This window comes from Streptomyces sp. 4N124 (assembly GCF_052245395.1).
Lineage (GTDB): Bacteria > Actinomycetota > Actinomycetes > Streptomycetales > Streptomycetaceae > Streptomyces.
Map to the genome: position 1 here is coordinate 1 of NZ_JBQQBS010000073.1, position 13,079 is coordinate 13,079.

The window sequence follows — 13,079 nt, forward strand, 5'->3', positions numbered from 1 at the left end:
GACCAGTTGGAGGGAGTTTCTCCGGGATGGGATGGGGGTTGGGGCGCGCGGATGGGTGAGGCTGCGGGGGAGTTGTCCTGGCCGCTGTACAGCTCTGCGGCGGTGGCTAGGACGCGGAGGCAGGCGGGGCCGTCGAGGGCGGTGTGGTTGATGGTGAGGAAGAGGACGGTGCCTTTGCTGTGACTGGCGTTGCTGCTGGGGGGTGGGGGCGCTGGCCGGTGCTGGCCGGGTGCCGCTGCGCCCACCCGTGCCGCCCCAGCGGCACGACTGCCCGCAGCGGCGGCGGTCGTGTGGGCGCCACCCCGGCCCGCACCGCTGCCCGCAGCCGGCTCGCCCACCGCATCCGTCGCCTCGCTCCCCTCCACCGGTCCCGCCCCCTCCACCACCTCCAGCCGTATCGGCGGGGAAGCCGTCAGCGGCGGGGCCTCCACCAGCGCACGCGTCCGCGCTTCCCGTAGCGCATCCCGACCCGCCGGCAGAAATGTCACCACCTCCACATCCGGGTCCGCCGTCAGTTCCCACTCGTACCGTCGCCGGTACCACCGCCCCGCCGCCTCTCGCATGAGGATGCGGGGGTGGCGGTGGAGGGCCTCGTTGAAGGCGGACCGCAGACGGTCGCGGTCCAGGTGGCCCGGGAGGTGGACCTCGATGTGGACCGTTTCCGGCTCCTCCTCCTGGAGGCAGTGGCGGGCGATCTCGTCGACCACCGGGAACGGGATGCGCTCGGGAGGCCGTACGGGGCCTTCTGCGCGGTGCTCCAGCGTGGTCATGCGCCGTCCCCCCTCAGGTCGGCCTGGGGTGTGGCCCTGAGCCTCGGTTTGCGGAACGAGCGGCGCACGGTGGGCGGATCGGGCGCCGGGCCGCCGGGACCCCGCGCCGAGACGGTCGGGCCGGAGTCCGGGCGGGCAGGCGGCGAGGGCTCGGCTCCGAGAGGGGTCGCGCCCCGCTGCCGTTGCGGCAACTGCTGCGTCGGTGCTTCCGAGGCGGGCGGTCCTCCGACCGGTGGCGGCACCGCCGTCGAGTCCCGCTCCCGCACGCTCACCAACCCCGCGAACAACCCGATCAGCGCCAGGAGTTGAGCCGCCGGACCGAAGGCCCCCTCCTCCGCGCCCACCGGCTCCCCGGCCCCCACCGCCGCCGCGATCCCCGCCCCCGTGAGCGCTACGAACGCGATCGGTACGAGCAGCGCGTGCCGCCGGTAAGCGAGTAGCGCCAGCGCCGGTACCAGCAGCGCGAACCACCCGGCGATCACAGCGCCCACCAGCGTCAGCGCCACCGTCCCGAGCCACAGGCCCGGCGGCGGGGGCACCGGCTGCGGGTCGTCGGGGTTCGGGGAGCGCCGGCGCCACAGCACCAGCCCCACCAGGGCCGCCACCGCGACGCCCCCGCCGATCAGCGCGCCGTCGTACGTCGTCGCGGGTTCGTACGACAGCTTGACCGTGCCGCCGGCCCCGGCCGGGATACGCCAGCCCTGCTGCCAGCCGTCGAGGCGGACCGGGGACAACTCATCCCCGTTCAGGGTGGCTTTCCAGCCGTCGTTGTAGTTCTCGTACGTCGTCAGGTACGTGGCCGCGCCCGACCCGACCGTCACCTGGCGCTGGTCGCCGAGCCAGTCACGTATCTGCAGGTTGCGGTCCGCGGACGTGGGCTCGGCGAGCGCCCCGCCGCGCGTCAGGGTGACATCGGTGAGCGCGAGCGGCCCGGCGTCCCCGCCCTCGACCCGGTGCGGGCCGGAGGTCAGGTCCAACTCGGTGTTCGCACGACCCTCCTGACAGAGCGTCACCTGTACAGGCCGCCGTTCGGTCAGGTCCCGTACCGTCCCCCGCACACTCGTCTCGTACAACTCCCCGTCCACCGCCATCACCGGCCCCTGCCCGCACGGCAGCGAGAAGGCGCGCGTGGCCGCCGGCTGGGGCGTGCGGTAGCGGTCGAGGGCCGGGATGTACGCCTCCGTGAGGCCCACCGGCAGTCGCAGGTCCTCGTCGACGACCGGGTTGTGGAGGGTCAGCGGAGCCGTCGCCGTGACCGTGATGTCCAGGCGGTCCGTGGTGATCGGCGGGAAGCGGACCCAGCCGTTCTCGTCGACGCCCGCGAGGGCGGCGCCGTTCGGGGAGCTGATCTGCACCTCGGTGGGGCGGGTGGAGAGGCCGCCCGCGGGGGCCAGGACCAGTTCGCCGACGGGCTGTTCGCCGTCCCAGCGGAGGTGGATGGTGGGGCGGTCGCCCGCGATCCAGGCCGTGGTCAGGTCGCCGTCGGTGAGATTGCGTGCCGCCAGGCCCGCGCCGAGTCGTGCCGTGGAGTCGGCGGTGGCGACGATGCGGCTCTGCTGGTCGGGGGCGACGTCGTACAGCAGCTGGTCGAGTTCCGCGCCCGGCACCGGCACCGCGCTCGCCGTCACCTCGTACGTCCCTGCCGTGCCCGTGGAGAAGCGGCGATGCAGGCCCGCCTCCGTGCCCGTCGCCGAGAGACCGGTCGGGTCGGCGGTGCGATGCAGGGAGACGATCTCCGCGGTGGCACCGGCGTCCTGCGCGTCCGTCGGCAGCCGCAGCATGCGCGTGACCTGCACGTCCGGCAGCGAGATCTCGGAGAAGCCCGCGCCCGTCAGACCCGTGTGCCGCGCCACCGAGTCGACGATCGTCAGCCGCATCCAACTGGTCTCACCCGCGGGCGCCTTGATGCTCTGCACCGTCCCGTCCGGGCGCAGGACGCTGGTCCGCACCCCCTTCTGCGTCTCCACCCGCACCCGCGTCGCCGCCGACCGCACACTCTCCTGCGGCAACGGCGAAACCCTGAACGACGACGGCATGTCGTACGCCTCGCTGAACCCGATCCGCAGCCACTGCCCGTCAGCCGAGCCCGCCGCGCCCTCCGCCCAGGCGGTGTCCGGGTTGCCGTCGAAGGCGTTCACCGGGTCGTACTGCGGGAGGTGGAAGAGCCAGTTGCCGTACGAGGAGGCCGTGACCGAGCGGGCGCCGCGCAGTTCGGCGACCGTCTGATGGCCGAGGCCCTCGGTGGGCAGGATCTGGTGGGGTTTCTCGCCGGCGTCCTGGGCGGCGTCCGGCGCGTTGCGTTCGTCGCGGGTGTACGTGTACGACGTGTTGGCGTTGACCAGCCCGAACCGTGTGTCCGCGCGGCGCAGTCCGTCGCCCACCACCTGCACGGGTGGCGTGCCGAGCCCAGGATGGTTGTCCCCGGTCAACACCGTTGCCCGGCCCCGGAGTTCGGAAGCAAGCGGCAGCAGCGACTCGGGGCCGCCGGACACCACAGCTGTGTCGGACACCGGCAGCAGGGAAGCCTGCCCGGGACGCGGCACGCCCTCGTCCCCCGGCGGCTGGTAGATCTCCACCGCCCGCTGCCTCGGATAGATGCCCTCGATCTCCAGCGGGGTGCCCTCGGCGATCCGGCCGCCCGTCATGACCGGACCCAGGCCCTTCACCCGCTCATACCCGGACTGTTCCAGGGTGCGCTTGACCGTCGTGGTCGGTACGTAGCCGATCTGGTCGGGATCGAGGTCGTTGCGGACGACGACGTAATGGATGCCGGCCCGGCTCAAGTAGTCGGCCAGCCCCGGGACTTCACCGCCCGACATCAGCGCCTGCTCCACGGCGTCCATCGCACGCCGGTTGCCGGGAGTCCCCATCGGGACGTAATCCCGCTGCGCCCACCGCGACTCGGCCACCACGTCCAACGGTTGGTCGATCGTCGAGCCCCAGGTGTAGATGCCGTGCGCGGTCGCCGGGACCACCAGGGCACGCGAATCCGGCGAGTACTCCTCCAGCCAATCCGCCGTCGCCGTCCAGTACTTGGGGATCTCCTGGAAGGAACCCGGGTTCAGGATCGACCCGTTGAGATACGGCCACATCAGCCCCGGCAGCACCAGCACCGCCGCGATCAGCGGCGCGAGACGACGGCCCCGGACCGGGCGGGCGCCGCGCTGCTCGGCGGCCACGCCCACCAGATGCGCCAGGCCCAGGACGAGCGCGAGGGCGAGGCCCGGCAGGAACTTGTAGATGTTGCGGAAGGGGGCCAGACCGCCGTTCAGCCAGTCCTGCACCACCCCGTGGAACGGCGCCCCGAACGCCCCGCCGTACCCGGCGAGCACGACCAGCACCACCGTCAGCACGGTCAGCACCAGCCAGCGCCGCTCCGGCAGATCACGCCGGGCCAGTCCCGCGAGGCCGAGTCCTGCCGCCAGCGTCGAGCAGACGATCACGACGACCGAGGACACGACGGTCCACCCGGCGGGCAGCCAGGCCTCACCGAAGTGCAGATAGGCGACCCAGTTCCCGGCGCCGCGCAGGGCCTCCGTCGCCGCCATCGTGTCCGTCGTGGTCTGCGAAGTCTCCACGTACGGAAGGAAGTTCTCGCCGTAGAAGCCGAGCAGCAGCAGCGGGATCCACCACCAGGCGGTCGCCAGGATCACGCCGGGCACCCACCAGGCGATCAGCTTGCGCTGCCGTGGTCCCGGTGGGCGGGACAGAAGGTAGAGACCCACGGGCAGCAGGGACGCCAGCGTCGCCGCCGCGTTGACCCCGCCCATGAACGGCACGATCAGCGCCGAGCGGAGGGCGGCGACCCGTGCGGCGTACCGCTCGTTCGTCAGTGGCAGCAGCACCCACGGCAGGAAGGCACCGGGCAGGGCCGCCGCCGACGTGGATCCGACGACGATCGTGAAGGTCGGCCACAGCGCATACGCCACCGCCCCGACCAGCCGGGACCCGCCGCTGCCGATCCCCAGCCGCTCGGCCAGCCGCAGCGCACCCCAGAAGGCGACGGACACGATCAGCGACAGCCACAGCCGCTCGGCCAGCCACACCGGCAACCGCACCAGATCGCACAGCCAGTAGTACGGCAGCATCGGCCACAGGTAGCCGACGTACTGGTCCGATATCCCGCCGAAGGAACCCCGGTCGTGCCACAACTGGCCCAGATCGGCGAGGAATTGACCGGGGTCGACGGTCACGCCCAGCTTCGTGTCGAAGGTCTGCCGCCCGGGGTGCACCGCGAGCAGCAGCACGAAGACCACGGCCCAGAATCCCAGCAGCCAGCGCCGCGACCGGGGGCCGTGCGGCGGGCCCGACGTGGTCGTGGTGGTGGGGACGGCTGCCGGAGGAGGAGCCTGGACCGTGGTCGTCATGGAGGACACCGCCGGAGGACGAGGAGGAGATTCCAGGTGGCCACCTCACGGATGCCCGGCGCCTTGACGACGGTCTCCGCGAGGAACGGCCAGTAGCGGGAACGCGCCGAGACGACCATGACGTCGTCCCGGGCACGCACCTGCCGCAGGGTCGGGCCGATGTGCACGGCGAACAGGTTCTCGCCGAGGGTGTGCTTCGCGGGCTTCCCCGTACGGCGCCGATAGCGGGCCCGGGCCCACTCCGCACCGAAGTAGTGCCAGGGCGCCCACTCATGACCGCCCCACGGGGACAGCCAGTTGGTGAACGACACGTAGATCAGCCCACCGGGCCGAGTCACGCGCACCAGCTCACTCAGGAACGTCTGCGGATCGGCCACATGCTCAAGCACATTGGACGAGAAAGCCACATCCGCGACGCCGTCGTACAACGGCAGCAGATAACCGTCCGCCACCACGGCCCCATCAGGCGGTTTCTCACCCAGCTCACGCACGTCGGGCTCGAAGAGGTGCGCACGGGCGCCACGTCTGCGGAACTCCTCGGTGAAGTACCCGCTGCCCCCACCGACGTCGACGACGGTACGCCCGACGACAGGACCGCCGTAGGCCTCGACCTGATCGACGGCATCCCGGGCAAGCAGCGAGTAGCAGGCGTCGGGGTCGTCCTGCTCGTGGAGAAAGGCACGGAAGAGGGTGAGGGACCGCCGAAGCGAGGGATCTTTTGGACGCTGGCCCTGTGGGGCGCCCCGGTAGGGGCGCGGGGAACTGCGCGACCAGCCACGACGAACCCGCAGCCCAGTCACGGCGCCCAGCCCCGCACCGCCTCAGCGGCAACCGCACGGAACTGCCGAACCGTCCGATCCCAGCGATACCGTGCCGCCCGGTCCCGCGCCGCCTTCCCCATCAGCTCCCGCCGATGCTCCGAGAGCGCAAGCGTGCACCATGCCGCCGCGAACGAGGACTCCCCATGCGCGAGAACCCCCGTCTCCCCGTCCACGACGGAGTCACGAAGCCCCGGCACATCAAAGGCGACCGTCGGCGTCTCCCGCGCCGCCGCTTCCGTGACGACCAGCCCCCACCCCTCCACCGCGGAGGGATGCACGAGCAGCCACGCCGCACACAGCAGCCGGTGCTTCTCGGCCTCGCTGACATGCCCGGTGAACTCCACGCCCGCACCGGCGAGTCGCTCCAGCCGCCCGCGTTCGGGCCCGTCGCCGACGATCACCAGCCGCCCACCCGTCACCGGCCGCACCCGCTCCCACAGCCGCAGCAGCAGATCGATCCGCTTGTACTCGACGAGCCGCCCCACCGCCACGAACAGCGGCTCGGGCGAGCGGTCGGCGCGTGGGCCGGGGTCCTCGACCCCGTTGTGGACGACACGGATCCGGTCCCGTTCGACGCCGATCGCACGCAGGGCGTGGGCCGTCGAGGGGGAGACGGCGACCATCAGACTCCGGTGCTGCGCACCGGTCAGCGCCCAGTGTTCGAGTCTTCGCCCGATCCGGGCAGCCGGCGCCAGTGGCCCGCCGCCGAACCGCATCTTCCAGAGATCCGTGTGGACATGGTTGACCAGGCACATCGTCGGTCCGCGATGCCACATCGGCGCGAAGTACGGCATGCCGTTGCACACCTCGACCAGCAGATCGCAGTCGCCGACCTGCCGGGTGAAGGCGGAACGGGCGCGCAGGAAATGGCCGTACTCACCGCCGGCCGACACGACCCGGTAGTCACGGAAGGCGGCCGGGCCGCCGCACAGCAGGGTCACCTGGTGGCCCAGGCGGGTCAGTCCGTCGGCGAGCCGGTCGACGAGCAGCTCGGAACCGCCGGCGGCAGGATTGCCCAGGTCCCGATGGGCGAGGAAAACGATTCGGCGCGGAGGTGGGGGGAGCGCCGGGGGGTGCTGCGGCGCCCGGGGGAGTGCGGCGCGCAGCCGGGAAGGCACGTGCTGGGGCATCGGTGCTCCAACTCGTCTCAGGGTGCGGAACTCAGTGGGGGGAGTGGCACATGGGGTGGGGGTGGTGCTTGTGGGGGTGAGGTGGATTTTCGCCTGTGAGGGCGTGGACTCCTCCTGTGAATGGGGCGGGCTGTCCTGTGAACAGGGTGTGGGCGCACTGTGTTCAGTTGTGGGGGTGGACAGTTTTCGCCCAGTGGTTCGAAGCTGCTACTCACCGGCGTGACAATTTCCGGGCTTTGTGGAGCTGACGCCACATCACATCGTGAGGGTCGGTGGGTATTGTTCGGATTCCTCGGTGTTTTCCGGACTTTTCCGCCCACGTATCACCAGAACGGCACCCACCGCCGCGAGTACGAATCCGGCCACGGCCGCCCCCACCGGCAGGGTCCGCCCCACGAGGCGCAGCTGCCCGCTGTCCTCCTTGGCCCGCTCGACCGCGAACTCCTGTGTCTCGTCCGTGAACGCGATCTTCGGGCTGTCCAGGAGTACCGCCGCGTCCTCGTTCCCGCCCGGCGCGCGCAGCGTCCGGCGCGGGCCGGTCTGGGCGTAGAGCACCCGGCCGGTGGCCTGGTCGACGACCAGCTCGATGCCGTGGTTGGCGTACCACTCCTCGGCGAAGACCTGGGAGCGCTCGGGCTGGTCGATGATGGCGCCGGGCACGAGTCGCGTTCCGGTCTTGGTGGCCGGAACGGTTCCGGTGAACCGATAACCCTCGTACCCCTGGATCTTCTTCTCGCCCCGGTACCGCAGCGTGACCGTGCGCCCGCCGGTGTTGTCCCACCACTGGTAGTCGCGTTTCTGCACGTCGAAGGGGAACTTCAGATACGCCTCGCCCTCGATGTACGGCGTCTCGCCGCAGCAGTGCACGGGCCGGTTGGTCCGGCGGTCGCTGACCCAGCGGTGCGGTACGAAGTCCAGCGCGTCGTGCGGATCGGCGGCCGGCAGGGACTTGTCCGTGTCGACGGTGGTCGTCACGTCCCAGACCGCGGCCCGCCCGCTGCGTTCGCTCTCGGCGACGTCGCCGCGGACGCGCTGGGTGATGGTGATGGCCTGATCGGGGACGGTCTCGACCTTCTCCACGTCGAAGACGGAACCCGTGCCCTCGTAGACGGCGGTCTGGTCGATGTCGATCGGATTCACGGCGGCCCGCGGCTCCACGTACCAGGCCAGCAGGGGCGCCAGCACCAGCAGGAACGTGCCGAGGCCCAGCAGGATCAGCGAGAGAGGTGAGGCAGTACGGCGCATCCTGGCACTCCAAAGGCTTGGGACGTGCTGGGGGAACAGTGCGCGCGAACCCGTCTGCGCCGGGAACCGTAGGCGCACCCTTGACGGAGTGTCAATGGAAAGTCAAGACTGAACCTTTGCCGGACGGGGCCGGCGCAAGGGTGAGGGCGACCTTTCGAGTACCTCTAGATGTGTCCAGATGCGTCTAGAAATGTCCGGAAAGGCTGACCCGAGATGTCCAGACTGCTCGCCGCAGCGCTCACGGTGGCGGCCGCCGCCGCACTGGCCGTAGGAGCCGCACTCGGCATCGTCGCGCTCCTGGAGGCGACCCCCGACCAACCGAACACTCCCCTGATCACCTACGAGCAAGCCGGCCAGGGGAGCTGACCGTGTCTGCCCGCTCTCCGGCACTGTCCACCCGCTCGGCCTGGCTCGACGTCCCGCGCCTCCAGGTCCGCCGCTTCGCCGCGATCGCCATGTCCGAGGCGCCCGACCTGGCCGAGGAGATCCTGCGCGAGATCCGCCGCGAGTATCCCCATCTGCCGGTCGTCCTCGACGAGTCCGGCGAGCCGATGGCCCTGGTCGGCATCCGCCGCGCGATCGAGGTCTTCGTCCAGCACCTGGAGACCGCGGAGGGCCGCCCGACCGTACCGCCGGGCGTCTTCCAGGAGTTCGGCCGCGGCGAGGGCCTCAACGGCCGCAGCCTGGACTCGCTGCAGGCGATCTACCGGATGGGCGTACGACTGGCCTGGCGCCGCTTCGCCGAGATCGGCCAGCGCGTGGACATCCCGCCCCCGGCGATGTACGAGCTGGTCGACGCGGGCTACGAGTACCTCGACGGCCTGGTCGACCAGTCGGTACGGGGCTATGCGGAGGCGGCGGCGCGGCAGGCCGGAGAACGGCTGAGGCTGCAACGCCGGCTGATGGAACTCCTGCTCGCCGAGCACCACCGCGGTGACCCGGCCGACGCGCTCACCGAACGGGCCGCCCGGATCGGCTGGCCGCTGCCGGAGAAGGTCGCGGTGGGCGTACTGCTGCGCCCCGCCCGGGAGGCGGTCGCCCCCGCGGTGGGCCAGGGCGTCCTGCTCGACATGGAGTACGAGCAGCCCCGCATGGTCGTCCCCGAACCGGACGCCGCCGGCCGCCCCGAACTGCTGCACCGCGCGCTGACCGGCTGGTCCGGCGCCATCGGCCCTCCGGTCCCCCTGGCGGACGCCGCGAAGTCACTGCGCTGGGCGGAGGCGGCCGTACGCCTGATGGAACGCCGTCTGCTCCCCGCCGGCGACGTCCTGTACTGCACCGAGCACACCGAGGCGCTGGTCCTCCTCCAGCCCGAGGAACTCCTCGACGACCTCGCCCTGCGCTGCCTCGCCCCCCTCGCCCATTGCGGCCCCACCCACGGCCGCCGTCTCGCCCAGACCCTGCTGGCCTGGCTGGAGACCCGCGGCGGAGCCCCCGAGGTGGCCGCCCGCCTCGGCGTCCACCCCCAGACCGTCCGCTACCGCCTCCGCCAGATCCGGGAACTGTGGGGCGACGAGATCGACGACCCGGACCGCCGTTTCGAGCTGGAGCTGGTGCTGCGGGCACAGCGGTTGCGGGGGAGGCTGGGGGAGGTACAGGGGTGATGGGTGCCTGCCCATTGCCCAGGCAAACAGACCTTGAGTAGCCTGTGTTCGTTATTCCGATCGCCTGTTGAAATCTCGAACACATACCAAGGGAGGGGGCCGGACGTGGGACGTCTCGTACCTGCCGTGACCCGGGCTCTCGACATTCTCGAGCTCTTCCTCGACGGGGACGGCACGCTCTCCGCCCCCGACATCGTGCGCAAGCTGCAGCTGCCGCGCACCACCGTGCACGAGCTGGTCACCACGCTCGCCGCCCGGTCGTACATCGTCCAGGTACCGGGCCAGCCGGGACGGTACCGGCTCGGCGTGCGCCCGTACCAGCTCGGCAGCCGGTACGCCGAGCAGCTGGACCTCGCCGCCGAGGGACAGCAGGTCGCCCGGTCCGTCGCCGAGACCTGCGACGAGACCGTGCATGTGGCGATCCTCGAGGGCACCGACGTCATCTACATCGCCAAGGTCGACTCGACGCACGCCGTGCGGATGGTCTCCGCCGCCGGACGCCGGCTGCCCGCGCACTGCACCTCCGTCGGCAAGATGCTGCTGGCCTCCCTTCCCGACAAGGAACTCACCGCGCGCATCCCGGACGACGCCGAGCTGGTCGCGATGACCCCGAACAGCATCACCGACCCGGCCGCCCTGCGCGAGACCCTGGACGAGATCCGGGAGCGCGGCGTCGCCGTCGAGAGCCGGGAGTCCAACCCCGACGTCTCCTGCGTCGCCGCGCCCGTCCGGGACCGTACCGGGCAGGTCGTCGCCGCGCTGTCCATCTCCGTGCCGATGATCCGCTGGAGCGACGAGCGGCGTGGTGAGCTGGAGCAGCTGGCCGCCAAGGGCGCGGCCGAACTGTCCGAGCGGCTGGGTCACCGGAGCGTGGGATGACGTACAGGTACGAAGTGGCGGTACGGGCCGAGGCGGCCCTCGGCGAGGGCCCGACCTGGGACACGGCGGCAGGGCGGCTGATCTGGGTCGACATCCTTGGGGGGCGGGTGCACATGTACGATCCCGCGACCGGCCGGCGGTCCATCCGTGTCACCGACCAGCACGTGGGCGCCGCCAAGCCGCGCGTCGGCGGCGGGCTCGTCCTCAATCTCGTGGACGGAGTGGGACTTCTGGACGCGGACGGAGGCTTCCGCTGGCTGCACCGCGAACGCGTCCCGGGCCGCCGCGCCAACGACGCCGCCGTCGCGCCCGACGGCTCGCTCTGGGCGGGCACCATGCGGTACGACGAGGCGCCGGGCGGCGGCACCCTGTCCCGTGTCTCCGGTGACGGAACCGTCGAGGCCGTCCTCGACGACGTGGCCGTCAGCAACGGCATCGGGTGGAGCCCCGACGGACGCCGGATGTACTACATCGACTCGCCGACCCGCTGTGTCGACGTCTTCGACCATGAGGCGGGGCGGATCTCCGGGCGCCGCCGGTTCGCCGAGATCGAGGAGGGCGCGGGCTTCCCCGACGGCCTGACCGTCGACGCCGACGGCTGTGTGTGGGTGGCGCTGTGGGACGGCGGAGCGGTACGCCGCTACACGCCGGACGGCGAGCTGGACCGGGTGATCACCCTTCCGACCCCGCGGGTCACGGCCTGCGCGTTCGGGGGTGCGGACCTGACCGACCTGTACGTCACGACGGCGCGGGTGGGCCTGGAGTCCCCGCACCCGGTGGCGGGTTCGCTGCTGGTGGTGCCGGGGGCCGGAAAGGGGCTGGCACAGCCGGCGTTCGCCGGCTGACGCCTGTCGCTCGCGCCCTCATCGCAGGCCCGCCCGCTTCAACTCGTCCCCGGTCAACGGCGGTTCGCTCAGGGGCGGTTTCAACGGCCCCACCGCCGCCGCCAGCAGAACCGACGGAGCGAGCAACACCTCCGCCCGCCGCTCCAGCGACGTCACGTCGGTCACGCGGCGGGCGATCCGTCCATTGCCCGTGGCCGTGTACATGAGCCGGTTGACATACGCGGTCAGCACACGGTCCCGCACTGTCGGCCCGTTCTCCGTCGCCCCCGGATAGAACACGTCCTGCCCCGTCGCCAGATCCCACGCAGCCCCGACCGGCCGGGCCACCGCCTTCTGGATACGACGGGACAGTCCGGGTGCCGCCCATCCGTGACGGCGTGTCATATCGCGCAGGATCAGGGCACTTTGGGCACCGACGGCGAGGCCGTGGCCGTAGACCGGGTTGTACGCGGCCAGCGCGTCGCCGAGGACCAGGAAGTTCTCGGGCCAGGCCGGCATCCGCTCGTAGAAGTGGCGCCGATTGACGGTGGTGCGGGTGAACGCCACGTCGGACAGCGGCTCGGCCCGCGCGAGCAGGTCGCCGATGAGCGGATGCCGCAGTTCCTCGCGGGCGAAGCGGACGAAGTCCTCGTCAGCGGGGGAGGGTTCGCCGCCGCGGGTGCCGTTCAGGGTGACGATCCAGCGGCCGTTCTCGATGGGCAGGAGGAAGCCCGCCCGGCCGGGGCCGCCGTCCCGCGCGTCGGGCTGCACATTGATGACGGGGAAGCCGCCGCGGGCCTGCTCGGGAGCGAGATAGAGCCGGCTGGCGTACGCCAGGCCGGGGTCGACCTCGCGCCGCTGCGGTGCGGGCAGCCCGAGGGCCGTCAGCCAGCGGGGCGCCCCGGAACCCCGGCCGGTGGCGTCGACGACCAGGCCGGCCTCGACGGTGCGTTCCCGGCCGTCACGCCCGCGCACCCGGACCCCGGTGACGGCCGCCGGGCCGCCCAGGAGCCCCAGCACCTCCGTGCCGCCGAGCACCTCGATCCGCTCGTCCGTGCGGACCTGGGCCCGGATCGTCGCGTCGAGGAGGTCCCGCCCGGCCAGGATGACGTGGTGGGACTCCGGCCAGCGGCGGAACCAGCCGTGCGCTGAGTAGGCGACCATGTCCGTGGTGACCGGCGCCCGCCGTGCCCCGGCTTTCCGGAGCGCACCGGTGACGCCCGGCACCAGTTCCTCCAGCGCCCGGACGCCGCCCGACCACAGCATGTGGGCGTGCCGTGCCTGCGGCAGCCCCTTGCGGGGCGCGGACTGCTCGGGCAACTCGTCGCGTTCCACGACCACGACCCGGTCGGCGAGTCCGGCCAGGGCCCGGGCCGCGAGCATGCCTGTGTGGGATCCCCCCAGGACTACGGCGACTCTGGCGGGGGAGGGGCGTTCAC

At 71.9% G+C, this 13,079-nt stretch carries 9 protein-coding genes and 1 pseudogene; 4 read left to right on the forward strand and 6 right to left on the reverse strand.

The features are described 5' to 3' along the window. From ACTWQO_RS42610 to ACTWQO_RS42630, 5 genes and pseudogenes are all read right to left on the reverse strand, one after another. Positions 1-770 (reverse strand): annotated as a pseudogene (locus ACTWQO_RS42610) (condensation protein); the annotation flags it as partial. Then, positions 767-5,137: an alpha-(1->3)-arabinofuranosyltransferase domain-containing protein gene (locus ACTWQO_RS42615; protein ID WP_443242753.1), complete on the reverse strand. Its 4,371-nt coding sequence runs from the start codon at positions 5,135-5,137 to the stop codon at positions 767-769. The gene ACTWQO_RS42615 and the pseudogene ACTWQO_RS42610, both read right to left, overlap by 4 nt. After that, positions 5,134-5,928 carry a class I SAM-dependent methyltransferase gene (locus tag ACTWQO_RS42620; RefSeq protein WP_443242787.1) on the reverse strand — a complete coding sequence of 265 codons (795 nt, stop codon included), beginning with the start codon at positions 5,926-5,928 and terminating at the stop codon, positions 5,134-5,136. Before ACTWQO_RS42620 ends, ACTWQO_RS42615 begins: the two co-directional genes overlap by 4 nt. Positions 5,929-5,933: 5 nt before the next feature. Next, on the reverse strand, positions 5,934-7,088 hold the full coding sequence (locus ACTWQO_RS42625) for a glycosyltransferase family 4 protein (protein WP_443242754.1): 1,155 nt from the start codon (positions 7,086-7,088) through the stop codon (positions 5,934-5,936). A 255-nt stretch (positions 7,089-7,343) separates the two neighbouring features. After that, entirely contained in the window at positions 7,344-8,333 is a 990-nt protein-coding gene (locus ACTWQO_RS42630) for a DUF3068 domain-containing protein (RefSeq protein ID WP_443242755.1), read from the reverse strand. 213 nt (positions 8,334-8,546) lie between these two features. On the opposite strand from ACTWQO_RS42630, the gene ACTWQO_RS42635 reads away from it, so the two are divergent. The 4 genes from ACTWQO_RS42635 to ACTWQO_RS42650 all read left to right on the forward strand — a co-directional run bounded on the left by ACTWQO_RS42635 (position 8,547) and on the right by ACTWQO_RS42650 (position 11,661). After that, complete coding sequence (locus tag ACTWQO_RS42635) at positions 8,547-8,699, forward strand: hypothetical protein (RefSeq protein ID WP_210574061.1); 153 nt, start codon at positions 8,547-8,549, stop codon at positions 8,697-8,699. 2 nt (positions 8,700-8,701) lie between these two features. Then, positions 8,702-9,937, forward strand: coding sequence for a PucR family transcriptional regulator (locus ACTWQO_RS42640; protein ID WP_443242756.1), 1,236 nt, complete (start codon positions 8,702-8,704; stop codon positions 9,935-9,937). A gap of 105 nt (positions 9,938-10,042) precedes the next feature. After that, the gene (locus tag ACTWQO_RS42645; RefSeq protein ID WP_443242757.1) at positions 10,043-10,816 is read left to right on the forward strand and encodes an IclR family transcriptional regulator; all 774 of its coding nucleotides are present in this window, start codon (positions 10,043-10,045) and stop codon (positions 10,814-10,816) included. Then, positions 10,813-11,661, forward strand: coding sequence for an SMP-30/gluconolactonase/LRE family protein (locus ACTWQO_RS42650; RefSeq protein WP_443242758.1), 849 nt, complete (start codon positions 10,813-10,815; stop codon positions 11,659-11,661). Before ACTWQO_RS42645 ends, ACTWQO_RS42650 begins: the two co-directional genes overlap by 4 nt. A gap of 18 nt (positions 11,662-11,679) precedes the next feature. Here ACTWQO_RS42650 and ACTWQO_RS42655 read toward each other — a convergent pair whose 3' ends face one another. Further along, on the reverse strand, positions 11,680-13,023 hold the full coding sequence (locus ACTWQO_RS42655; protein WP_443242759.1) for an NAD(P)/FAD-dependent oxidoreductase: 1,344 nt from the start codon (positions 13,021-13,023) through the stop codon (positions 11,680-11,682). Between the last annotated feature and the right edge of the window lie 56 nt (positions 13,024-13,079).